This is a genomic window from Marinirhabdus gelatinilytica (assembly GCF_003353425.1).
GTDB classification, from domain to species: Bacteria; Bacteroidota; Bacteroidia; order Flavobacteriales; family Flavobacteriaceae; genus Marinirhabdus; species Marinirhabdus gelatinilytica.
Window position 1 is genome coordinate 17,830 of record NZ_QRAO01000007.1, and the last position, 23,326, is coordinate 41,155.

Below are 23,326 nucleotides of genomic sequence, written 5' to 3' on the forward strand. Positions count from 1 at the left end.
GCGCAAAAGTACTAGGAATTGTTTAAAAATGTGGGGCAATTTTAGTAATTTGCGCCCAAGGATGATTTCTCTCCTACGCTGCGTTTTTCGATACTTCGATAGCATAAAGGTACAGCAGGAATTTTATTATTTTCACTTTAAAAATGTTTACTTATTATGTCAGTAACACAACAATCGTTGTCGCAACAGGCGATAGATTTAGAAAACAAGTATGGTGCCCATAATTACCACCCGCTTCCTGTGGTCTTGAGCAAGGGAGAAGGTGTATATGTTTGGGATGTTGAAGGAAAAAAATATTACGATTTCCTTTCGGCATACAGCGCTGTAAACCAAGGGCATTGCCACCCAGCCATCGTAAATGCCATGACCGAACAAGCACAGAAGCTTACCTTGACCTCTCGAGCATTTTATAATGATATGTTGGGGAAATACGAAAAATACGCTAGCGAATATTTCAATTTCGACAAGCTCTTGCCCATGAACACTGGGGCCGAAGCTGTAGAAACGGCATTGAAGATTTGTAGACGGTGGGCCTACGAAGTAAAGGGGATTGACGAAAATGAAGCTGAGATCATTGTATGTGAAAACAATTTTCACGGAAGGACCACTACCATAATCTCCTTTAGTAACGATCCTGTGGCGCGTGACAATTTTGGTCCTTACACCAAAGGCTTTATTAAAATTGAATACGATAATCTAGAGGCTCTTAAAAATACATTGGAAAGCAATAAACAAGTAGCTGGATTCCTGGTAGAACCTATACAAGGTGAAGCAGGGGTCTATGTGCCTTCTGAAGGATATTTGAAGAAAGCAAAAGCCCTTTGTGAAGAACACAATGTATTGTTTATAGCAGATGAAGTACAAACAGGAATTGCAAGAACCGGAAAGTTACTGGCGGTAGATCACGAAAATGTTAAACCTGATGTCCTTATCTTAGGAAAGGCGCTGAGCGGCGGGGCATATCCAGTGTCTGCCGTGCTAGCAGATGATCCTGTGATGAAAGTTATCACACCAGGCTCACACGGCTCTACCTTTGGCGGTAACCCTATTGCAGCTGCAGTTGCTATGGCGGCACTCAATGTAGTTAAGGACGAGAACCTAGCTGAAAACGCAGATAGGCTAGGGGAGTTGTTCCGCAGCAAAATGGACGAATACATAGCAAAGAGTACCATTTGTAGGTTGGTACGTGGTAAAGGATTGCTTAATGCCATTGTGATAAACGATAGTGAGGATAGCGATACCGCTTGGAATATTTGCTTGAAATTAAGAGACAACGGACTTTTAGCAAAGCCTACCCACGGAAACATTATAAGATTTGCGCCTCCCTTAGTAATGAATGAAACAGAACTATTGGAATGTGTCTCAATTATTACTGAAACCCTAAAGGATTTCGAGAGATAATCTTGAAGACTAGAAAATAGATTTAATAAAAAATGCGGCAAATAACTTGCCGCATTTTTTTTTAAAAGGCTTGGAGAATTAGCCTTCTAATCCATATTGTTCCATAAAGTCTCGGTTCATATTCATTATGCCATCTGAGCCAAAAACAGCAAACATATAAATTACATAGCCTAGATAGATCACATTTAGTATAATACCTATTATAGCTAAAATCTTTCCTGTTTTAACATTTTGGTATCCAGAATATAATTCTGGATTTGCTAGATATACTTCGGTTGCTTTTTTGGACATAACAAGAGCGATTATTCCAAAAATAAGTCCAATAATTCCATAGCAACAGCAAGTTACTATAGAAACTATACCAAATACGAGAATGAGCGTTGAGTTAGGTAATTTTTGTTGTTCCATAATTAAGAGAGTGTTGGTTATTTAATAAGTTATAATAAATATACCTAAAAAATAATGAGTCTAGAAAAATTTATTCATTTTAATAAAGTAGCTTATTACAATAATCAGCACATTAACAGCAATTAAAACTATTTTTATAATTGTAGCGTATTTCAGTTTGTAGAATATATTGAACACTAGAAAAGCCAACAATAAAAGAAGCGAATAAATAGCAGGATACATTTTAAATGCTGCTATAAATTCGCCTTTAAACAAAAAGGCTGCGGCACGTTGTATGCCACAGCCTAAACATTCTATCCCGAAGAGTTGCTTGTTTAAACAGGGCAACATATATTCTCCGAGCGCCTCTTTCATAGAGGGTTTATTTATTGGTCACGATAGCTTTGTAATCTATCGATACATTATCTGCAGTTGCAAGTTTCACAACATATACACCGTCTGCGAAAGTAGAGGTGTTCATTTCAAATTTTGAAACATTTCCAATATTGGCTCTTGTTTGTACCAGCTTTCCGGTCATATCAAAAATATGGGCATACTTGATATCGTATCGTTCTGGATTACTTATTTCCATTTGCCCCAACACATTATTTTGGAAGAAATCTACATTTTCTAAAGTAGTCAATACGTTCTCTGCGGTTCCTTGCTCATCAGCAAATGTACTGTCGTCCAAAAATGTGATATAAAATCTATCCAAGTAATTTCCAGCAGGTAAATCCAGGGAGGCAGTATGGTTTCCAGAAATCTTTTGGTAAGTATCTTCTTGTGAATCCCATAAAAATACATTGTTACAAGGGAGGTTGATCTCTTGAACCAACTGGACAACAACTTGCATAGGTTGATCTAATTTAACTCTATAGTGTATTTTTTTCTGCACATCGTAGGGTACGGTCTGGATTACATAGTTGTTATAGTTGTCTCCTTGTCCAGTAGGGTCAAAGGTAAAATATGCATCACCAAAATCTGCATCGTTAGGGTGGGTTGCGTCCATTCCCCAATCATAACCATCGGTACTATTTTCGTTGAACAACAATACCATATCACGGAAGTGTGACTCATCAAAATACGTGTAGATTCTCATACGTGGTGATAAACCTTCATACGGATTGGCAGGACCGGGATTGGTGCCTACAGAAGTATCGGTAGCAGCTAAACCACCAGTGTTTCCTCCTAGAGGGTTTCTAAATTGAGAGTCTGTAGCAGCTCCCTCCTTAATAAATCTTCTATGTGAATTTTTAACACTAATTTCGTTCAATGTCAAGTCACCCGCAGCAACATCTGTATTCTGGGTGATAAAATAAAACCCTTGACCTATAGGAGCAAATCTTCTATCGTACATATTACCACTACCATTTTGTCCCGTAGGATTACCGCCTGCATCATATTGTAGAAAAGGTGCTACTGTGTATGTTCCAGGCTCATAACCAGCACTTCCAACTTCACCATCTGGGTTGCTGGAATTAGGGATCCAAGTTCCAAAACCTCCTTCATTTTCTGTATAAAGGTGTGAGTTTATGGCTCGGTTTTCATCCCAATAAGCGATCTTTATAATTTCTGTATTGGTAGTGTTAATAGTACCGTCAGGATCACCTGCTTGTGTGTCCCAAAAAACCCTGTTTAAATCCAAGGCAGATGGGTAGGGGTTACCAGAGAGCAATTCCTGCTCGGGCATATCGTTTTGGGGGTGGTTTCCAGTTACTGGAGTTGTGGCAAGGTCAAACTGCCCATTATTGGGCCTTCCTCTAAAATCGTATGTATAATCGTGGTTCCCAGGGGCTCCATCAAGATTTACTCCTTTCATAATAAAACCTTGTCCTGCAGGTGCAGCATTGGCACCGTACATTCTATTCCAAGGTGATTGATGGCCACTGCCTTTGGTGTATAACCATCTGTGGGAGATTGATACAGTATTTGCCGAAGAGTTTGTAAACCCTTCATAAGACCCAGTTAATGAGGCTTGATTGGAAGCGGTAATTGTCTCAACCGCAAAAAGGGATTCTGCACCAAAATTAATATTACCGGGAGCGGCAGCTGGGTTTGTAAAGATATCGCCAACGGGAGAACCATAAAACGTATAGTCCCAAGCATCGCTTCCAGGGTTTTCACGGTATACCGAGATATATCCCGATCCTACATTGGAAGAGTTAGAGGTCCCTTGTATAAGCTGACCGTCGTTTCGTAAATAAATGCTAGCTTCTTGCCCAGCGGTTACATTGTTTTCAGTTAAGTTAACGTCTTGTTCAACAAACAGAACTTGATCGTTTACATACACATAGGAGTCTGATGGTGTTCCCGTGGTGTTGGGAGCAACATACAATTGTGCTGTTGAGATTACCGATGCTAATAACATAGCCGGTACTAGTAGTAGGTGTTTCATAATTTGGTTTTTAAATATTGTGATTGGGGAAAAACAATATATTTTGCGCGATAAATTTATAAATAATTTTCTTATTGGCATAATATTCCTACAAATTTTGTAAAAATTTAGTTCTTAATGTGTTAGCAACTTTTTCTTGATTCCTAAATTTATGTATTATTTTTGGGGCTTTTATGCAAAAAGGCGACACGGTTTCGGCAATAGATGAACCCATAAAAGGCGTTGTGACGTCTATTGAGGGAAGCCTTGTAATTATTGAGACTGAAGAGGGTTTCCCTATGAAATTTCAGAAAGATGAACTCATAGTAGAGGGCGCCTTGTTGAAGAAAAATATAACCTCCAGTAAAATAGCAGCGGCTATTTCAGAAAAAGAAACGTTCCGCAAAAAGAAAAAAAGCGTAAAAAAGACCAAAAAGCGCAAAATACCACCACTTGAGGTGGATTTACATATCCATAAACTAACGGGGGCTACACACTTATCTAATTATGAGATGTTGACTATTCAGCTAGACACTGCAAAAAGGCAATTGGATTTTGCCATCGCCAAGCGTATTCCAAGAGTTGTTTTTATCCATGGCGTTGGGCAGGGCGTACTAAAAGCGGAATTGGAAACACTCTTTAGGCGCTACGATAGTGTAAGGTATTATGAAGCTAGCCCAAAAAAATATGGCTCGGGTGCAACGGAGGTGTATATCGTCCAGAATCCTACTGCTCAGGAAAATCGGGGGTAACCGGAGTTGTCCCGCTGGAAATAGTACCTATAGTACCCATGTTCAAACTTTCTTGTGTGAGCTGTTCCTCGCCATTGGTAAAGACTACGTTGGTCATAAACAATTCAAGACTGGTGGTAAAAGAATAGGAGTGCTCTATAAATTGCTCGTAGACCACTTCTTCGGTTACAGCATCGTTTAGATAATCAGCCCCCACATTTGGGTCCGTAATTTTATTCTGTGGGTCTGGGTCGTCCTTGGTTATTTCATGCCTGGTGGGCACGCCATCGTTATCGTCATCTTCATCAAGATAATCGGGTTTGTCATCCCCATCAGTATTCAGTGGATTTTCTGGGTCTGGCCCTATCTCTACCCCAGTGGGAACGTTGTCGCCATCGTCATCAAAATCATAATAGTTTAAAAGGCCATCGTTATCGGTGTCCAGATCACTGTCTGTATCTTCCTCAATACCATCGTTATCGTCAAAATCGCTTATAATGTTCAGGTTGGCCGTTCCATCGGTAGCCACATAATCCTGGAGCACACTGGGCGAAGTGGGAGGGATGCTGTTGCAAAAGTAATTTGAGGTGGGGGCAGTTTCAAATGTTCTATAATTCATGACATTGGAAGTGCTGAGTGGAACCTCTATAGCATCGCTCTGGCTAAAGGTTTCTTCATCCAATTGCAGAACAAGGGAAAGGCTTTCACTACTAGCTTCGTTTATCTTAAAGAAGACAAAACCATCGGCTCCTTGGCAAAACTGAAGGTTGGCATCCTCAAAGTCGAAACTGGTCACGATCACATCGCCATCGTCACAGGAATTCAGTGTAAAGACCAATAGTAGTAAAGCGCATATTCTCCTCATAAGCATAGTATTTTACTAGGGTAAAGAAACATAATTCTTTGCAATTTAGCACAACTTAATTTTATTTAAAAATGTATTTTTGCAGGTATGAAAAAAGTATATTTCGATAGCGCGGCAACCACACAATTGCGCAATGAGGTTATTCGTTGTATTTCAGAAGTCTTAAAAACCGAATATGGCAACCCGTCTTCTACCCATGCCTATGGAAGGAGTGCCAAATCGCTCCTCGAGAATGCACGTAAGGAAATAGCAAAACATCTGAATGTAACTGCTGCCGAAATAATATTTACCTCTGGTGGTACCGAGGCTGACAACCTGATACTCAACAGTTGTGTTCGTGACCTTGGCGTAAAAAGAATTATTTCCAGCAAGATAGAGCATCACGCAGTTTTATATGCCATTGAGGAATTAAAAGAAAAACACAACATAGAAGTCGTTTACGTGAAATTGGACGATTGCGGCCACGTAGATTATGACCACCTTGAAACCCTGTTGGAGGATACCGGAAAGAAAACATTGGTAAGCCTGATGCACGTAAACAACGAGATAGGCAACGTGTTGGATGTTGATAGGACCGCTACACTATGTAAGAGATATGATACACTTTTCCATAGTGACACCGTGCAGTCCGTAGGACATTTTGAGGTAGATTTTGCTAAAACCCCAATAGACTTTGCAGCAGTGGCCGCACATAAATTCCATGGGCCAAAAGGAGCTGGATTTGCCTTCGTTCGTAAAAATACCGGACTAAAACCTTTAATTTTTGGTGGCGCACAGGAACGAGGGCTCCGTGCGGGAACCGAAGCAGTGTATGCAATTGCAGGAATGGCCGAGGCACTTAAACTTTCCTACCAAAACCTTGAAAAAGAAAAAGCATACATAACTGGTCTCAAAGATTATTTTAAGCAACAACTCGAGGATGAAATTCCAGGGGTGAAATTCAATGGGTCCTGTGATGACAATGAGCGAAGCACGTACACATTGCTAAATGTTTGCCTGCCCATCCCACCAGAAAAGGCTACTATGCTCTTGTTTCAGTTGGATTTAAATGGCATTGCCTGTTCCAAGGGAAGCGCTTGCCAGAGCGGAAGCTCAAAAGGCTCCCATGTGCTTACCGAAATCCTTACAGATGAAGACCTTCAAAAACCCTCTATCCGTTTTTCATTTTCGAGTTTCAACACAAAAGAAGAGATAGATTACGTGGTAGGTGTGCTCAAGACTTTTATAGAAAGCTAGCCGCAGCAAACTTTTGTGTGGTCTTTACTGCTGAATTTCATTATCTTCGGAAACATTAATTCGCAACCAAAATGAAAGACCAGATTTCTGAAACCGAATATAATTCGTACTACAAACGCTATGTAGATAGGGCATTGCACAAACCACTCCTTAAGGGATTGGCAGAAGGAATGCTGGAGACCCATGATTTTTTTGAAGCAATTCCTGATGAAAAACACGAGTTTAGGTACGCAGCTGAAAAATGGACACCAAAAGAGATATTACTTCATTTAATAGACACGGAACGTGTTTTTGCCTACCGTGCCCTACATTTTGCTAGAGCGAGCCAAGTAGAGATAAAAGGTTTTGACCAAGACGAATTTGCACAGAACTCCAATGCAAACCAACACAGCATGGAAAAATTGTTGGAAGAATATATAGCAGTCCGTACCAGTACGGTGCTCTTGTTCAACAGTTTTTCTGAAACCACTATGCTACGAATGGGTGTTGCCAGTGACTCACCTCTTTCCGTACGCGCAGCGGGGTTCATAATTAATGGCCACGAGAAGCACCACATTGCTGTTATTAAAGAGCGCTATCTATAAGATGAATTTTTTAAAACTTTTAAAAAACACCTACCTAAGCTGGGACAAGAACGATCCTTGGGCGCAGAGTGCCGTAGTGGCCTATTATGCACTCTTTTCATTACCATCGCTGCTAATGATCACGGTGTACGTGGCAGGTATATTTTTAGGTCCAGAAGCCGTGCAAGGCGAAATAACCGAGCAAGTGAGTGGGCTTATAGGCAGGGAAAGCGCAGCGGCCATTGAGGGGATGATAGCGAACGCAGCCTTGGCAAATAGTTCTACGCTTACTGTTATAATTGGAATTGGGATGCTGCTCTTTGGTGCTACAGGTGTCTTTTTCCAGTTACAAAAGGCACTGAACAATATATGGAGTGTACGTTCCAAAAACGCGAACATTTGGGACACCATTAAAAGACGCGCCACTTCACTTGGGGTAATACTAGCCATTGGGCTGCTGTTATTGATTTCCTTGTTGCTATCGGCTATGGTTTCGGCCTTCAGTACTTATATAGCCGATTTTTATTCTGAAACTTCTTCGATTTTAATAGAAGTGCTCAACTTTTTTGTTACTGAAATATTTATGTTATCCCTGTTCGCTACCATTTTTAAGGTGTTGCCGGATGTAAACCTAAAGTTCAAGACTACTTTGCTTGGAGCCTTGGTTACGTCAGTTCTTTTTCTGATAGGCAAATACGTTCTTGCTTTTTATTTTAACCATTCCAATCCAAGTTCTGTATATGGTGCTGCGGGAAGTGTAGTTTTAATTATTCTTTGGGTGTATTACAGTTGTCTCATTTTATTCTTTGGTGCAGAATTTACCGTGAATTGGGCTTTACATAGAGGCATAAAAGTAGAACCCACAAGTAACGCTACCTTCTCATACCAGAAAGAACTGGAAGCGCTCCGCAAATACAAGGAGAAAATTGAAGAGGATAAAAAAAAAGCTGAAGAACTAGCGAGCAATACCCCTTCTTAAACCTTTAACAAACTTTAGCATAAGCTTAGTATCAAACCTTTTGTTTAGGGCACTGTATCTGGTATATTTAGGGTAGATAAATCAATAACAAAAAAGATAGAGAGATTATGAAAAAGAGAATAGCAATAGTAGCTACCAACGGATTTGAAGAAAGTGAATTAACCTCACCAAAAGAAGCCATGGAAAAAGAAGGATTTACTGTAGAAATCATAAGTGATACTTCTGGAACCATTAAAGCTTGGAGTGACGGAAACTGGTCTAACGAATATAAAGTAGACAATACTCTGGAACATGTATCGGCAAAAGATTATAATGCGCTGGTACTTCCAGGTGGAGTGATTAATCCCGATAAATTGAGAAGAAATGATGATGCACTATTATTTGTGCGCGATTTCTTTAAGCAGGAAAAGCCAGTAGCCGCAATATGCCACGCACCATGGACCTTAATTTCGGCAGGTGTAGTAAAAGGAAGAAAAATGACTTCTTTCGAGTCTATCAAAGATGACCTTATAAATGCAGGGGCAAACTGGGTAGACGAAGAAGTAGTAGTGGACTCTGGTTTTGTAACCAGTAGGAACCCAGACGATCTTCCAGCCTTTAACTCAAAATTGATTGAAGAGATTAAAGAAGGAAAGCACGAAGAGCAACACGCATAATTTAAGTATTGTACTAAAGGAAAGAGGCTCAAATTTTTTTGAGCCTCTTTTTTGTTTTATGCTAAATACTAAAAGTCTATTCTTCCTCGTCGCCAAGTTGTTTTTTGGCATCAAGGTCTATGATTGGCTCTTGGTAGTCGTCGTCATCGTAATCGTCTTCTTCAAAATCGGCCATGCTATTTTCTAGTTTGGTACTCACCTTGACTAGGTATATCGTATCCTCGGTTTTTACTTCAACGGCTTCAACGGTTTCGTTCTGTGCATTCTTGAACTTTATGATATGGTGGTCGTCGTACCCATCAGGATATTTTTCTACCAGCATGGAGAGGATTCTGGGGGTTAATTTTTTATAGTCTACAATTATGCGTTTCATTTTTTGGGTTTGATGGTTCGTCATTTCGTTTGGGTAAATGTAAAACACTTACTATTAACTCAAAATTAAATTTTGAAATTTTTATAAAATGCAAAAGCTTGGTGTATCACGGTGTTGTCCACCACTTTGTCGATTACATATTTACCAAAATCTTCCAACAGTACAAAATTAATATTACCGTTGGTGTTCTTTTTGTCAAACTTCAACAGTTTTATAATTTCTTCTACATCGGTTTGGTTAAAAGCGACTCGGTTGTAAATAGAAAGAAAAGTAGTTGTGGTAGCTAGTAGTTTCTGTTGTGGGAACCCCTCTTTCTCTGCTGAAATATAATTGGCAAGTACCATCCCAACCGCAATGGCCTCACCGTGCAGCAGAGTTGCCTTTTCAGGGTTTTCCAAAAAATAAGATTCTATGGCGTGTCCTAGGGTGTGGCCGTAGTTGAGTGTTTTTCGCAAGCCTTTTTCAGTTGGGTCCTTGGTTACCACTTCGTTCTTGATCTTTATGGATTCCCAGATAAAAGCTTCGGTAGTTTCAGTATTTGTTGTGTCGAAATCTTTCAGGGACTCCCAGTACTCTTCTGAAGCTATCAACCCGTGTTTCAGCATTTCAGCATAGCCAGACCGTCTTTCACTTTTTGGAAGGGTCTTTAAAAATTCAATAAAAACAAAAACAGCTAACGGGTTTTTTATCACTCCAATCTGGTTCTTTAAATGGCCTAGGTCCACACCGTTCTTACCACCTACTGATGCATCTACCATAGCCAATAGGGAAGTGGGAATGTTTATAAACTCTATACCGCGCTTAAAGGTACTGGCAACAAAACCTCCAAGATCTGTTACCACACCACCGCCAAGGTTTATAAGAAGGCTGTTTCTATCCGCCCCCAAATCACTTAATTGCTGCCAAACTTTAGTACAGGTCGCTATAGTTTTATGTGCCTCACCTGCAGGTATGCAAATAGTTTTGAAAGTAAATTTTGAGAGATGATTTTTTTTCAATAGCGGCAGACAATGTTTCTTGGTGTTCTCATCTACCAGTATCACGATTTTTGAAAATTTCTTCTCCTCCAGGATTTCGATCAATCGGTCCCATATTGCTGCGCCACAATACACAGATCCTCTTTCTTTTTCAATTGTATGCATACGCTTTATTTGGTGTAGTGTTAAGTTTGGTTTTGGGTCTTGTATTTTGAAGGGTAAATCTACTTATATTTGCGCATATTTTTCCCCAAGTATGAGTACAAATCTTATTTTCAACAATACAGAGACTGCCTTTAGGCTGAAGACAGATTCTGAACTTGAGCGGGCTTACTTTTTGTTTAAAATGATTGCCAATGAACCCTTGGTACGTATTGGTGCTGCTGCTACCCGTTTTGCACTAAACATACATTTACCGGTAGAGGGGTTGATTCGCTCTACAGTTTTTGACCATTTTTGTGGGGGGATCAATGAGGAGGACTGCCTACCCACTGTGGACAGCTTGTATGAGGTTGGGATAAGCTCGGTGCTGGACTATTCGGTAGAGGGAAAAGAAACGGACCAACAGTTTGATGCTACTCTGGAAAAAGTAATTGAGCTCACCAAATTTGCCCAGCATAAAGATGCTATGCCCTTTTCGGTTTTTAAGCCCACGGGATTGGGACGCTTCAAGATTTGGGAAAAGGTTTCAGCAAATGAAAACCTTTCAGCTTCTGAAGAAAAAGAATGGCAACGTATCAGGCAGCGTTATGATGAAGTTTGCCAAGTTGCGCATGATTGTTCAATTTCTTTATTAATAGATGGTGAGGAATCCTGGATGCAAGATGCCGCAGACCAGCTGTGTGAGGAGATGATGGAGAAGTACAATAGGGAAGCACCTATAGTCTTTAACACGTTGCAATGTTACAGATGGGACCGGCTGGATTATGTAAAGGAAGCCCACAAAAGGGCAAAAGCTGGCGGCTACAAGTTGGGCTTTAAGGTAGTAAGGGGTGCGTATATGGAAAAAGAGAACGAAAGGGCCCAGGACAAAGGCTACCCAACCCCCATTTGTGAGAGTAAGCAAGCAACCGATGCACTTTTTAATGAAGTGATGCAGTATGTTTTGGACAACCTACAGGATATCTCCCTGTTTTTAGGAACGCATAATGAGAACAGTACCTACTTGGCCATGGAAATAATCGACGCCAAGGGATTGATGAAAAACGATTCTCGTATTTGGTTTGGACAATTGTACGGGATGAGTGACCATATAAGCTTTAATCTTGCTGAAGAAGGCTTTAACGTGGCAAAATATATTCCATTTGGTCCTGTAAAAGATGTAATGCCCTACTTGATAAGGCGTGCCGAAGAGAACACATCGGTAGCTGGGCAGACCAGTCGTGAACTCTCCTTATTGAAACGGGAGAAAGAGCGCCGTGGTATCTAACGACATCCCTTAATCCTTTATTTCTCTTATGCCCAACACCTTTGCTGTTTTAGTGCAGTTTTGGATACGTAATTGCAGGTACTGCTCGTGTACTTCGCCATTCACCAAATAAATTTTACAGGAATCCAAGTCTCTATCAGTTTCGGAAAAATCTACATCGCCCTTTTTTAAAATAGTCCGCACTGCGGCAGTATCCAGCTGAAACTGCTTCTGGAGCGCTTCGGTTTCAGCTGTAAAAACAATTTGTTTGGTGCGTATGTTTTTTAGTGTCCTGGCATCGAAACCATAATCGCAACTGGTTTTTTTTCCGCCCAAAAAGAAAAACAGGATAATGAGTCCAATAATAAATCCCACGCCATAGTAGGCTATACGTTGTATCAATTTCATGAAGTACCAATAGTTTAATAAATGAGCAGGTTGATATCGCTCCACGACATATCAAACCAATCTGCAACGGCCTTATTGGTTAAAATGCCGCGGTAAAAATACAAACCATTGCGCAGACCCCCGTCAAAACGGATCGCATTTTCCAGGCCTCCATTTTCAGCAATATCTAGCAGATAGGGGGTAAAGATATTGCTTATTGAAATTGAAGCCGTTTTAGGATATCGGGCCGGGATGTTGGGAACCCCATAATGAATCACCCCATTGGTGATTTGCGTTGGAGCATCGTGGGATGTGACCTCGGTAGTTTCAAAACATCCGCCCATGTCTACGCTCACATCAATAACAACAGCTCCTTTTTTCATATTCTCTACCATAGTCTGGGTAACGATAACTGGAGATCTATTTTTCCCCCTAACGGCACCAATAGCCACATCGCAACGGCGTAGGGCTTTCAATAAGTTTTTTGGCTGTATGGTAGATGTGTATAGCGGACGCCCCACATTGGCCTGCAGGGTTCGCAGTTTTGTTAACGAACTATCAAACACCTTAACGCTTGCACCTAAGCCCAAGGCTGAACGTACCGCATATTCACCCACCGTCCCAGCGCCTATAACTACTACTTCCACGGGGGGTACACCACTTATATTGCCAAAGAGTAAACCGTTGCCCTTTTTTGCGTTTACCATTAACTCTGAAGCAATGAGCACAGATGCCGTTCCTGCTATTTCACTCAATGCCTTTACAGCGGGGTAGCTATTGTCCTCGTCTTTTATAAACTCAAATCCCAGAGCGGTGATTTTTTTCTTGGATAAAGTCTTAAAGTACGATTTCTGCCTTGTTTTAAGTTGAAGTGCAGAGATGAGCACTGTTTTGGGTTTCATGAGCTCTAATTCTTCGAGCGTTGGGGGTTCTACCTTTAGCACGATTGCGCACCCAAATACCTGTTTTTTATCGTTTGTGAGTTTAGCACCGGCCTCGTTATAGTCGGAATCTGAAAACCCGGCTTCCTCGCCAGCTCCTTTTTCTACCAATACCCTGTGGCCGTGGGCTACTAGCGCTGCAACAGCATCTGGGGTGAGGCAGATTCTTTTTTCTTGAAAATAGGTTTCTTTTGGGAGACCAATAAAAAGTTCTCCTTTTTGTGCGGAAACTTCCAGTTTTTCCTCTTGCGGAAGTAATTGTGCCTTGGTAAAAGGGGAGGAGGGTTGTTGCATAATGGTACTAAGGTTGGTTGTACCAAGGTACTGAAATTTATTAATACTTTGAAATGAGCTAAAGGCATTAATTGTTGAAGATTACATCTAAAGAGAATATTAAATCTTTTAAATACGGTATCCCCATTGCCAAAATCACATCATATCGACTATTTGTATAGCGTGTTTTGGGATTGTTAAAAAGAAAGACCCTGATTCCTACTCCTAACTCCCCGTTAATTTTTGGTAATCGGGCCTTTCATAATCTTGTGTAAAATTGATGGGTAATTTCCTTTTTTGCAAACAGTCGTACTTATAATTCAAGAAATTACTACTTCAAATTCTTGAATTGTAGGTTTTTAAATGCATCTTAATATTTTGGTTTTCAATTGATTACACTACAATTATGCCTTCACCTCTCAATTTTGACACATACAAGCCTTAAAATCCTTAGTTTTATGTAGGTGTTTACTGAAACCTTTTTTATGAAGTATTTGTACAGTATTTTCTTTTTATTATGCACGTATGTTGTTGCTGGACAAGAGGCTGTTCAGGATAAAGATAAATTGTCCCAATCTAGGTTAAATAGTTTAGGTGATGAAGCGCTATTGCATGAGTATAATATTTTTTATGGCGATTCCATTGCACAAGAAAAAATTGCACGTACATATTTAGAGAGAGGTAGAAAAGAAGGCGATACCATTAAAATGGCTAGGGGGTACGATAGGTTGGCTAGGATATTTCATCCAGAAAAAAATATTCGGTTTGCGGATAGTATTTTAGAGATTTCAAAAAATCAAAGGCATAAATTTTATCCGGCCATGGGTTATTTGCTGAAAGCATATTCTTATAACAAAATTGATGACTTTGAGAATTTTTATTTAAATATAGAAAAGGGGTATAATAAAGCCAAAGAATTAGATAATTTATCACTACAGGTATATGCATCCAGTAACTTGGTTTATTATAAATCAATATGGGGAGATCCTGCACATGCACTAACCTTTCAAAAAAACATCCATAAGTTGATTCTATCCGATAGTTTCAAGCAAAGAATGATTAATGAAGCTAGAAAGACAAAAAGATTTGACCTAGATAGTATGTATAGAATAGAAAAATCTATATCATATCAAAATTTAGTCCATTGTTACATATACTTAAGAAAGCTAGATTCTGCTAGACTTTACAACAAGAATTTGAGGGAAACTGTTATAGATTTTGAACAAAATTTTTTGGATAGATTCATTTCTTGGAGTCAAGCAACTCAAATGGAAATTGAGTATTTTGACGGAAATTATGAGTATGTTATTGAATTAGGCGAGAGCTTTCTAAAAAATGATTCAATTTCAAAAAAATATTATAAGAAAGACTTACTGTTATACCTAGGATTAGCACAATATCAAAAAGGCAATCGAAAAAGGGGGGTCAACAATCTTTTAAAAGTTGACTCAATATTTTCAAGTCATGGAATGAAAGATTTTTTTCCTTATGAGAGACTTGTTTACGAAAAACTCATAGAGCACAGTAAGGGGAATAATGATATAGAAACCCAAGTAAAATTCTTAAATAAATTAGTCATTGTGGATAGTGTTCTAAAGAGCAGATATGCTTTTTTCGAATCTAAGTTTATTAAACAATTTGAAACACCAGCTTTGTTAGCAGCAAAAGATGAACAGATAAAATATTTAGAATATCAAAATGCCAAACCCAATCCCTTAATATGGGTCGTTTTAGCACTACTTTCTACAAGCTTATTACTCTTGTGGTATTATAAACGCCGACAGGCTGTTTATAGAAAAAGATTCTTGCAACTCCAGCAACGCTTAAATACTCCATCTCAGGTGAGGAGCTTACAAGAATCCTCAAAGAAAATTGAGCTTTCCCAAGATGTTATAGCACATATTCTAAAGCAATTGGAGCGTTTTGAGAAACAGCAGCGTTTTACCAATCCTGATATATCGTTACGCTTCCTTGCTAAAAAGTTTAACACTAATACAAACTATTTATCACGAGTAATCAACTTAAAGATGGAGAAAAATTTTTCTCAGTACCTTAATGAATTACGAATAGACTATATTATAGAAGAGCTTAATGAAAACTCAATGGCTAGGAAGTATACTATTAAAGCCTTAGCAGAAGAATGTGGATATACCAATGCAGTCTCCTTCTCTAGGGCATTTTACACAAAGACAGGTATGAAACCCTCCTATTATGTAGAAAATCTAAAAAAATCTACCGCTTAACTAGTTAGATACTGATTACTTAAATAACTCTTTGATTTGCTGCCAAAAAGAGCGTTTGCTTGCTAATTCTTCTTCAAATTTTTCCAAATCGTTCCCCCTTACTTTGGCAAAAAGTTTTGCTCTTATAAGGTAAACAGAAGGAACCAAAATCATTAGTAGTGGGATTAAATATATTAATTCAACTTCATCGATCCCGTAACTTTGTTGAATAATTGAAAAAAATTGAAAGGAGTACATTGCTAGCGGAACAATAATAATCCAATGCCACCAATGTTTACAAGTGAAAAACCAAACTAATAAAAGAATTATTGGAATAAGTTTACTAATTGAATACCAAGCTAAATGTTGGAATGAAGTATATTCAGTACTAATTGTAAATAAAAAAGTTTCCCAAGTTTTAGAGTCACTAGGGAAACTTTCATAGGAATAAAATATAAATGGTGTTATCGCTAAAATAAAAACAATAAGACCACCATAAACTAAATTAGATTTAGCCTGCTTTCGGAATGTCGGGATTTTTGATTTGTTGTTCTGTTTGTTCATCCTCGATACTTTCTGGGGTACAAGATACAAAAAGGGTTGCTCCGAAGATTGCTGCTAAAAATAGGTAATTCTTAAGTTTCATAATACTAGTTTTTGTGAGGTTTATAGTACAAACATATCACGAAAAAACACAAGTATTACGACTATTATTGGCGTATCTTAGTAAGTTTGCCTTTGGGCAAAAAAAAAGCTTGCTCAACTTGTATTCGATTTGGGGCAAATTCAATTAAGATTTCAATAGTAGTATGTAGTAAGCTGCAATCTCTAGATCATAGGCATTAATTGTATTGTTCTACTTCCATTAGGGTTTTTTGTCAATATTATTTTAGTTACCGCTTCTGGTACTAAACTCTCAATTTTTTCTGGCCACTCTACAAAGCACCAATGTCCCGAGTCCAGATATTCCTCTATACCAATGTCCATTGCCTGTTCCTCATCTTCCAGCCTATAACAATCAAAATGGTATAGTTTGTCGTCCTCTAGGGGGTATTCGTTCACAATAGAGAAAGTAGGGCTGCTCAAAGCTTCCCTAACTCCTAATTGCTTAGCCAAATTTGTAATGAATGTTGTCTTGCCCACTCCCATTGCCCCAAAGAACAACAGAATTTTTGTTTGGGCTTCCTCTAGCACCTTGCCGGCAACATCCGGCAACTCTTGTAGTGTATAGGTTATCTTCATTGATTTGGACGACAGCGAATATATAATATTTTTACGATTATAGACAAAAAATATCGACGAAAAACAATATTTACTGAATATTCCTACAAATATTATTCAAAAACTATCATTTAGCCTCCAATACCGCAAACGGAATGATCATTTCCTCAAGGGATACACCACCGTGTTGGTAGGTGTTTCTGTAGTATCCTACGTAGTGGTTATAATTATTGGGATACGCAAAAAACAAGTCTCCTTTTGCGAAAATAAACGAACTGCTCATATTTATCGTAGGCAAGTGAATTGTCTTTGGGTTTTTTGCCGCTAACACATCTTTGTCCTCGTATGTTAAGCTTTTCCCTGTTTTATAACGGAGGTTCAAACTAGTGTTCTTGTCTCCAATTACCTTACTGGGGTTCTTCACGTTTATGGTGCCGTGGTCTGTAGTGATGATGAGCCTGAACCCAAGATTTGCAGCTTGTGTGATTATCTCCATGAGCGGACTGTTCTTAAACCAGCTTTGTGTGAGTGATCGGTACGACTTATCGGTAGAGGCCAGTTCCTTGATAACTTCCATCTCTGTCTTGGAGTGGGAGAGCATGTCTACAAAATTGTACACTACCGCTACTAGGTCTTCATCTTTGTGGGTCTTAAAATTGTCGGACAGCCGCTTACCTTGCTTTAAGCTGGAAATTTTATGGTAGCTCCAGTTTAAATCCTGCCCCAGTCTTTTTAATTGCTCTTTTAAAAATTCTTTTTCATGCATGTTTTTTCCTCCCTCATCTGTATCGTTGAGCCAAAGGTTAGGATATAGCTTCTCCATTTCGCTGGGCATTAAGCCAGAGAAAATTGCATTTCGTGCATATTGTGTCGCCGTAGGTAAAATGCTGCAAAACATTTCCTCCTTTGTTTTTTTATAGCTGTTTGTCACAAAGGGCTCAAAAGCTTTCCATTGGTCGTAGCGCAAATTGTCCACTACAACTAGTAGGGTAGGCCCCTTTTCTATTTCGGGCAAGATACGCTCCCTGAAGAGGGTGTGGGACATTATTGGGGCATCGGCACCGTTCTCGAACCAACCCGGATAGTTCTTGTCTATAAATTTACAGAACTGTGTATTGGCTTCTACTTTCTGCGATTCCAATATTTCGAACATCCCGGTATCCTCTATATCTTCAAGTTCCAGTTCCCAATACACTAGCTTTTGGTATAGCTCCACCCAACCCTCATAAGTGTTTATCATGGACATGTCCATGGCTATTTTCCTGAATTCCTGTTGATAGTTGGAAGTGGTCTTTTCAGAAACCAATCGGGAGTGGTCCAGGTTTTTCTTTAGGCTAAGCAAGATCTGGTTTGGATTAACGGGTTTGATTAGGTAGTCGGCAATCTTGCTTCCAATGGCCTCTTCCATGATATATTCTTCCTCACTTTTTGTAATCATCACTACAGGGAGGGAAGCTTTTTTCTCTTTTATTTCAGCAAGCGTCTCAAGTCCCGTAAGCCCGGGCATATTCTCGTCCAGAAAAACAATATCGAAATTCTCATTGTCTATTTCTTCCAAAGCCTCCGTTCCGCTTTGCGCCGTGGTAACTTTATAATTCTTCTTTTCTAGGAAGATAATATGGGGTTTCAATAAATCTATCTCGTCGTCTACCCAAAGTACTTTTATATCGTTCATATACGTATATTTGTCGTTTGTATATCCCCGTATTTATAGGGGATACTTATATTTATGTTTGAAAAGGAATGTGGTTTATTGTTTATTTCTGAAATTAAAACGTTCAGTACAACAACCACTACCAGTAATAACCTCAAAATTACTGTGCAAGTATCCCGAAAAAGCTAATTAAAGGTTAAAATTTGAAGTCCAGAAACAAACTCAAGATAATAAACGATCCCATTTACGGGTTTGTCACTGTTCCCAACGAACTTATCTTCGAACTCATAGAACACAAATATTTCCAGCGCCTGCGCCGTATCTCGCAAATGGGTATGAGCTATCTGGTATACCCTGGAGCACACCATACCAGGTTCCATCATGCATTGGGGGCTATGTTCTTGATGCAAAAGTCAGTGCGGGTATTACGCTCTAAGTGCACTGAAATATCACCCCAAGAAGAGGAAGCGCTGTACATTGCCATCTTGTTGCATGATATTGGCCACGGTCCCTTTAGCCATGCTATGGAACACAGCATCGTGGAGAACATTTCCCACGAAGAGATTTCGTTGTGGATCATGGAAGAACTCAATAAACAATTTAAGGGCAAGCTCACTACTGCAATTAAAATCTTCAAAAACCAGTACCACCGTACATTTATGCACCAACTGGTTTCTGGCCAACTGGATATGGACAGGCTGGACTACCTGCGGCGTGACAGCTTTTATACGGGTGTGAGCGAGGGAGCCATAAACAGTGAGCGGCTCATTACCATGCTGCACGTAAAAGACGACTCCCTGGTGGTGGAAGAGAAGGGTATTTATTCCGTAGAGAAATTTATCGTGGCGCGAAGGCTCATGTACTGGCAGGTGTACTTACACAAAACAAGTCTCGTGGCAGAACAACTATTGGTCAGGTTATTAAAACGGGCCAAACACCTTTCAGATCACGGGGCCAGATTGCCCGCCAGCAAGGCTCTTTCCTTTTTTCTTCAAAACCATATATCGAGCGAGGATTTTTCTGCTGAAATATTAGAAACCTTTACAAATCTGGACGATTACGATATCGTTTCGGCCATGAAACAATGGGCAAACCACGATGATTCTGTATTGAGTGAACTCTCCAAAATGCTTTTGAACAGGGATTTGCTGAAAATAAAACTGAAAAAGAAACCTTTTTCAGAAGATAAGATTGAAGCTAAGCTTATTTCTGTAATGGAAAACCATAAATTATCCCGTGAAGAAGCAACGTATTTTGTTTTTGGGGGTCTTATTGAAAACCAGGCCTACGATATGAAACGGGACACCATTAACCTGATCACAAAAACCGGAAAAGTATTGGACGTTGCAAAAGCGAGCGACCAGTTGAACATCGAGGCACTATCCAAGAAAGTAATAAAATACTATCTATGTTATCCCAAGACGCATTAGCAATGCATTTTTTTTATATTTGCAACTCTTGAAACCTATACATGAAATTTAAAGCCAGCCAGATTGCAGGAATATTGAACGGCGAAGTTGAAGGAGATGAAGACGCCGAAGTTTCCAAACTGTCAAAAATAGAAGAGGGTACAGAGGGAAGTTTAACTTTCTTGGCCAATCCCAAGTATACCTCGTATATCTACACTACACAAGCATCTGTAACTATCGTAGGGGCAGATTTTGTGGCAGAAAACCCAATCACCACTACACTCATTAAAGTTGAAGATGCTTATAAAGCGTTTTCAACATTATTAGAATATTACAACCAGGTAAAAATGAACAAGACGGGCATTGAACAACCCGTGTTTATTGCAGAAACTGCTTCCTATCCAGAGGAAATCTATATGGGAGCCTTCAGCTATCTCGGGGAGAATGTGTCCATTGGCAAAAATGCAAAAATATATCCCAATGTCTATATAGGAGATAATGTTACTATGGGAGACAACGTTGTAGTTTTTGCAGGAGCCAAGATCTACTCAGAATCCGTAATTGGCAATAACTGTGTGATACATAGTGGGGCAATAGTTGGGGCAGATGGTTTTGGTTTCACCCCTAACGAAAAAGGAGAGTACGCAAAGGTACCCCAAACGGGCAACGTAATTATTGAAGATAATGTAGATGTGGGTGCCGGTACTACAATAGACCGTGCAACCTTGGGCTCTACCATAATACGCAAAGGAGTAAAACTGGACAACCAGATACAGATTGCCCATAATGTGGAAATAGGTAAAAATACCGTAATTGCAGCCCAGACCGGCATTGCTGGCTCCACAAAAATTGGTGAAAATTGTCAGATTGGGGGTCAAGTAGGAATCGTGGGCCACATAACTATTGGCAATAATGTTCGCATACAAGCACAAAGTGGAATAGGTAGGAACGTAAAGGACCATGAAATACTACAAGGCTCCCCAGCCCTTAACTATGGTGATTACAACAAAAGTTATGTGCATTTTAAAAACTTACCAAGCATAATGCAACGCTTTAACAATATTGAAAAAAACCTGACAAATGACTGATTGTAACGCACCAAAGCAAACAACGATCGCAAAAGAGGTAGCCCTTACAGGAGTAGGCCTCCATACCGGCAAAGAAGTAACGCTTACCTTTAAACCTGCTCCCACAAACCACGGATATAAGTTCGTGAGGGTCGATCTTGAGGACAATCCCGTGATCGAAGCAGATGTAAATTACGTTGTAAATACCCAACGTGGTACCAATCTGGAAAAAAACGGCGTGAAAATCCAAACATCCGAACATGTGCTTGCTGCATTGGTAGGGTTGGAGATAGACAATTGTATCCTTGAGCTCAATGCCTCTGAACCTCCCATCATGGATGGTTCCTCAAAGTATTTTGTGAAAGCGCTCGAGGAAGCCGGAATAGTAGAACAGGATGATGCAAGGAACGAATATGTTGTAACCGAAGTTATATCCTATCTGGACGAAGAATCTGGAAGTGAGATAACCTTAATCCCTGCGGATAACTACCAAGTAACTACAATGGTAGATTTTGGTACAAAAGTGTTGGGCACCCAAAACGCATCCCTTAAGGACTTGAAAGAGTTCAAGACTGAAATAGCCGATGCGAGAACCTTCAGCTTTTTACACGAAATTGAAATGCTGTTGGACCATGGCCTCATCCAGGGTGGCGATTTGAACAATGCTATTGTGTATGTGGACAAAGAGCTTTCTCCCGAAACTATGGAGAAACTGCGAGGCGCCTTCAAAAAAGATAAGATTTCAGTAAAACCCAACGGCATACTGGACAACCTCACGCTACATTATCCAAATGAAGCTGCCCGCCACAAGTTATTGGACGTGATTGGAGATTTGGCTTTGACGGGTACTCGTATACGTGGAAAAGTGATCGCCAACAAGCCGGGGCACTATGTAAACACACAGTTTGCCAAAAAACTTTCGCAGCAGATAAAGCAAGAAAAACGAAACAAGATACCTAAGTTCAACCCGCACGCAACACCTGTTAAGGATGTTAACGATATTATGGCCATGTTGCCGCACCGCCCGCCATTCCTGTTGGTAGACAAAATATTGGAATTGAGCGACGAGCACGTAGTAGGGTTAAAGAACGTTACCATGAACGAGCCCTTTTTTGTGGGCCACTTCCCGGGCGCACCAGTAATGCCCGGTGTGCTTATAGTTGAGGCCATGGCACAAACAGGAGGAATCCTTGCTTTGAGCACCGTACCCGACCCTGAAAATTACTTGACATTCTTTATGAAAATAAACAATGTGAAGTTTAAACAACAGGTTAACCCGGGAGATACATTATTTTTTAAATTAGATTTAATCACCCCGATTAGAAGGGGTATCGTACATATGCAGGGAAACGCGTATGCAAACGATAAATTAGTAACCGAAGCCGAATTGATGGCGCAGATCGTTAAAACTAAAAGCACATGAACCAACCGCTAGCATACGTACACCCAGGAGCAAAGATTGCCAAGAATGTGGTGATAGAACCCTTTACAACCATTCATAACAATGTGGTAATAGGGGAGGGAACTTGGATCGGTTCTAACGTAACCATCATGGAAGGCGCCCGTATTGGGAAGAACTGTAATATTTTTCCAGGAGCCGTAATATCTGCCATTCCGCAAGATTTAAAGTTTCAGGATGAAGAAACCACAGCCGAAATTGGAGACAACACTACCATAAGGGAATATGTTACCGTTAACAGAGGGACTGTGGACAGGGGCAAGACGGTAATTGGTAATAATTGCTTGATCATGGCCTACTGCCACATTGCGCACGATTGTATCGTGGGCGATAACTGTATATTTTCAAACAACAGTACGCTTGCGGGACACATTACCGTGGGAGATTACGTGGTACTGGCAGGGATGACAGCCGTTCATCAATTCTGTATGATTGGGAACCACGCTTTTGTAACGGGAGGATCTTTGGTACGTAAAGATGTACCCCCCTTCGTAAAAGCTGCTCGTGAACCATTATCCTATGTGGGGATCAACTCCATAGGCTTGAGACGTCGTGGTTTCGACTCACAGAAAATTCAGGAGGTACAGAATATTTACCGGATTTTATACCAAAAAGCCTACAATACCACCCAGGCTACTGAGATTATTGAAGCCGAGATGGAAGCAACCCCAGAGCGTGATGAGATATTACAATTCATCAAGAATGCCAAAAGGGGAATTATGAAAGGGTATTTCCAGAATTAA

At 39.9% G+C, this 23,326-nt stretch carries 23 protein-coding genes; 12 read left to right on the forward strand and 11 right to left on the reverse strand.

The window, feature by feature from the left end; all coding sequences use genetic code 11:
- Positions 1-156 precede the first annotated feature (156 nt).
- On the forward strand, positions 157-1,401 hold the full coding sequence (gene rocD, locus C8D94_RS14065; RefSeq protein WP_115124608.1) for an ornithine--oxo-acid transaminase: 1,245 nt from the start codon (positions 157-159) through the stop codon (positions 1,399-1,401).
- Positions 1,402-1,479: 78 nt separating this feature from the next.
- Here rocD and C8D94_RS14070 read toward each other — a convergent pair whose 3' ends face one another.
- From C8D94_RS14070 to C8D94_RS14080, 3 genes are read right to left on the reverse strand one after another with little or no spacing between them, the layout of a single operon-like run.
- Entirely contained in the window at positions 1,480-1,809 is a 330-nt protein-coding gene (locus C8D94_RS14070) for a CCC motif membrane protein (RefSeq protein ID WP_115124609.1), read from the reverse strand.
- Between the two features lie 60 nt (positions 1,810-1,869).
- Positions 1,870-2,163, reverse strand: a complete 294-nt coding sequence (locus tag C8D94_RS14075) for a DUF2752 domain-containing protein (RefSeq protein ID WP_245946344.1) — start codon at positions 2,161-2,163, stop codon at positions 1,870-1,872.
- 7 nt (positions 2,164-2,170) lie between these two features.
- Positions 2,171-4,183: a T9SS type A sorting domain-containing protein gene (locus C8D94_RS14080; RefSeq protein WP_170134785.1), complete on the reverse strand. Its 2,013-nt coding sequence runs from the start codon at positions 4,181-4,183 to the stop codon at positions 2,171-2,173.
- Between the two features lie 173 nt (positions 4,184-4,356).
- On the opposite strand from C8D94_RS14080, the gene C8D94_RS14085 reads away from it, so the two are divergent.
- A complete protein-coding gene (locus C8D94_RS14085; protein ID WP_115124611.1) occupies positions 4,357-4,914 on the forward strand; it encodes a Smr/MutS family protein in 558 nt (185 codons plus the stop codon).
- Here C8D94_RS14085 and C8D94_RS14090 read toward each other — a convergent pair.
- Positions 4,889-5,758, reverse strand: a complete 870-nt coding sequence (locus tag C8D94_RS14090; protein WP_147278566.1) for a hypothetical protein — start codon at positions 5,756-5,758, stop codon at positions 4,889-4,891. The genes C8D94_RS14085 and C8D94_RS14090 overlap by 26 nt on opposite strands.
- A gap of 87 nt (positions 5,759-5,845) precedes the next feature.
- Between C8D94_RS14090 and C8D94_RS14095 the strand changes: the two genes are divergently transcribed.
- The 4 genes from C8D94_RS14095 (at position 5,846) to C8D94_RS14110 (ending at position 9,192) form a co-directional block, all read left to right on the forward strand.
- Positions 5,846-6,994: a cysteine desulfurase family protein gene (locus tag C8D94_RS14095; RefSeq protein ID WP_115124613.1), complete on the forward strand. Its 1,149-nt coding sequence runs from the start codon at positions 5,846-5,848 to the stop codon at positions 6,992-6,994.
- A 71-nt stretch (positions 6,995-7,065) separates the two neighbouring features.
- The gene (locus tag C8D94_RS14100; protein ID WP_115124614.1) at positions 7,066-7,578 is read left to right on the forward strand and encodes a DinB family protein; all 513 of its coding nucleotides are present in this window, start codon (positions 7,066-7,068) and stop codon (positions 7,576-7,578) included.
- A 1-nt stretch (position 7,579) separates the two neighbouring features.
- Entirely contained in the window at positions 7,580-8,536 is a 957-nt protein-coding gene (locus tag C8D94_RS14105) for a YihY/virulence factor BrkB family protein (protein ID WP_115124615.1), read from the forward strand.
- Between the two features lie 107 nt (positions 8,537-8,643).
- Positions 8,644-9,192: a type 1 glutamine amidotransferase domain-containing protein gene (locus C8D94_RS14110; protein ID WP_115124616.1), complete on the forward strand. Its 549-nt coding sequence runs from the start codon at positions 8,644-8,646 to the stop codon at positions 9,190-9,192.
- 76 nt (positions 9,193-9,268) lie between these two features.
- Here the strand turns inward: C8D94_RS14110 and C8D94_RS14115 are convergent, their stop codons facing one another.
- Together C8D94_RS14115 and aroB are read right to left on the reverse strand one after the other, a co-directional pair.
- Positions 9,269-9,565: a hypothetical protein gene (locus C8D94_RS14115; protein WP_115124667.1), complete on the reverse strand. Its 297-nt coding sequence runs from the start codon at positions 9,563-9,565 to the stop codon at positions 9,269-9,271.
- Positions 9,566-9,630: 65 nt separating this feature from the next.
- The gene (aroB, locus tag C8D94_RS14120; RefSeq protein WP_115124617.1) at positions 9,631-10,707 is read right to left on the reverse strand and encodes a 3-dehydroquinate synthase; all 1,077 of its coding nucleotides are present in this window, start codon (positions 10,705-10,707) and stop codon (positions 9,631-9,633) included.
- A 91-nt stretch (positions 10,708-10,798) separates the two neighbouring features.
- Here aroB and C8D94_RS14125 point away from each other — a divergent pair, with 91 nt between their 5' ends.
- Positions 10,799-11,971 carry a proline dehydrogenase family protein gene (locus tag C8D94_RS14125; RefSeq protein ID WP_115124618.1) on the forward strand — a complete coding sequence of 391 codons (1,173 nt, stop codon included), beginning with the start codon at positions 10,799-10,801 and terminating at the stop codon, positions 11,969-11,971.
- Between the two features lie 9 nt (positions 11,972-11,980).
- Here the strand turns inward: C8D94_RS14125 and C8D94_RS14130 are convergent, their stop codons facing one another.
- Together C8D94_RS14130 and C8D94_RS14135 are read right to left on the reverse strand one after the other, a co-directional pair.
- The gene (locus tag C8D94_RS14130; RefSeq protein WP_115124619.1) at positions 11,981-12,358 is read right to left on the reverse strand and encodes a hypothetical protein; all 378 of its coding nucleotides are present in this window, start codon (positions 12,356-12,358) and stop codon (positions 11,981-11,983) included.
- A gap of 14 nt (positions 12,359-12,372) precedes the next feature.
- A complete protein-coding gene (locus C8D94_RS14135) occupies positions 12,373-13,572 on the reverse strand; it encodes an alanine dehydrogenase (RefSeq protein ID WP_115124620.1) in 1,200 nt (399 codons plus the stop codon).
- Between the two features lie 464 nt (positions 13,573-14,036).
- On the opposite strand from C8D94_RS14135, the gene C8D94_RS14140 reads away from it, so the two are divergent.
- Positions 14,037-15,794 carry a helix-turn-helix domain-containing protein gene (locus C8D94_RS14140; RefSeq protein WP_115124621.1) on the forward strand — a complete coding sequence of 586 codons (1,758 nt, stop codon included), beginning with the start codon at positions 14,037-14,039 and terminating at the stop codon, positions 15,792-15,794.
- Between the two features lie 15 nt (positions 15,795-15,809).
- On the opposite strand, the gene C8D94_RS14145 is transcribed toward C8D94_RS14140, so the two are convergent.
- The 3 genes from C8D94_RS14145 to porX all read right to left on the reverse strand — a co-directional run bounded on the left by C8D94_RS14145 (position 15,810) and on the right by porX (position 18,669).
- Entirely contained in the window at positions 15,810-16,337 is a 528-nt protein-coding gene (locus tag C8D94_RS14145; protein WP_115124622.1) for a hypothetical protein, read from the reverse strand.
- Between the two features lie 264 nt (positions 16,338-16,601).
- Positions 16,602-17,015, reverse strand: coding sequence for a tRNA (adenosine(37)-N6)-threonylcarbamoyltransferase complex ATPase subunit type 1 TsaE (gene tsaE / locus C8D94_RS14150; protein WP_115124623.1), 414 nt, complete (start codon positions 17,013-17,015; stop codon positions 16,602-16,604).
- A gap of 106 nt (positions 17,016-17,121) precedes the next feature.
- A complete protein-coding gene (gene porX, locus C8D94_RS14155) occupies positions 17,122-18,669 on the reverse strand; it encodes a T9SS response regulator signal transducer PorX (RefSeq protein WP_115124624.1) in 1,548 nt (515 codons plus the stop codon).
- 182 nt (positions 18,670-18,851) lie between these two features.
- Between porX and C8D94_RS14160 the strand changes: the two genes are divergently transcribed.
- From C8D94_RS14160 to lpxA, 4 genes are read left to right on the forward strand one after another with little or no spacing between them, the layout of a single operon-like run.
- On the forward strand, positions 18,852-20,078 hold the full coding sequence (locus tag C8D94_RS14160; RefSeq protein WP_115124625.1) for an HD domain-containing protein: 1,227 nt from the start codon (positions 18,852-18,854) through the stop codon (positions 20,076-20,078).
- Positions 20,079-20,119: 41 nt separating this feature from the next.
- Positions 20,120-21,145 carry a UDP-3-O-(3-hydroxymyristoyl)glucosamine N-acyltransferase gene (gene lpxD, locus C8D94_RS14165; protein ID WP_115124626.1) on the forward strand — a complete coding sequence of 342 codons (1,026 nt, stop codon included), beginning with the start codon at positions 20,120-20,122 and terminating at the stop codon, positions 21,143-21,145.
- Positions 21,138-22,547 (forward strand): bifunctional UDP-3-O-[3-hydroxymyristoyl] N-acetylglucosamine deacetylase/3-hydroxyacyl-ACP dehydratase, encoded by a 1,410-nt coding sequence (locus tag C8D94_RS14170; protein WP_115124627.1) that lies wholly within the window; start codon positions 21,138-21,140, stop codon positions 22,545-22,547. The genes lpxD and C8D94_RS14170 overlap by 8 nt, the downstream gene beginning before the upstream one ends.
- The gene (gene lpxA / locus C8D94_RS14175) at positions 22,544-23,326 is read left to right on the forward strand and encodes an acyl-ACP--UDP-N-acetylglucosamine O-acyltransferase (protein ID WP_115124628.1); all 783 of its coding nucleotides are present in this window, start codon (positions 22,544-22,546) and stop codon (positions 23,324-23,326) included. Before C8D94_RS14170 ends, lpxA begins: the two co-directional genes overlap by 4 nt.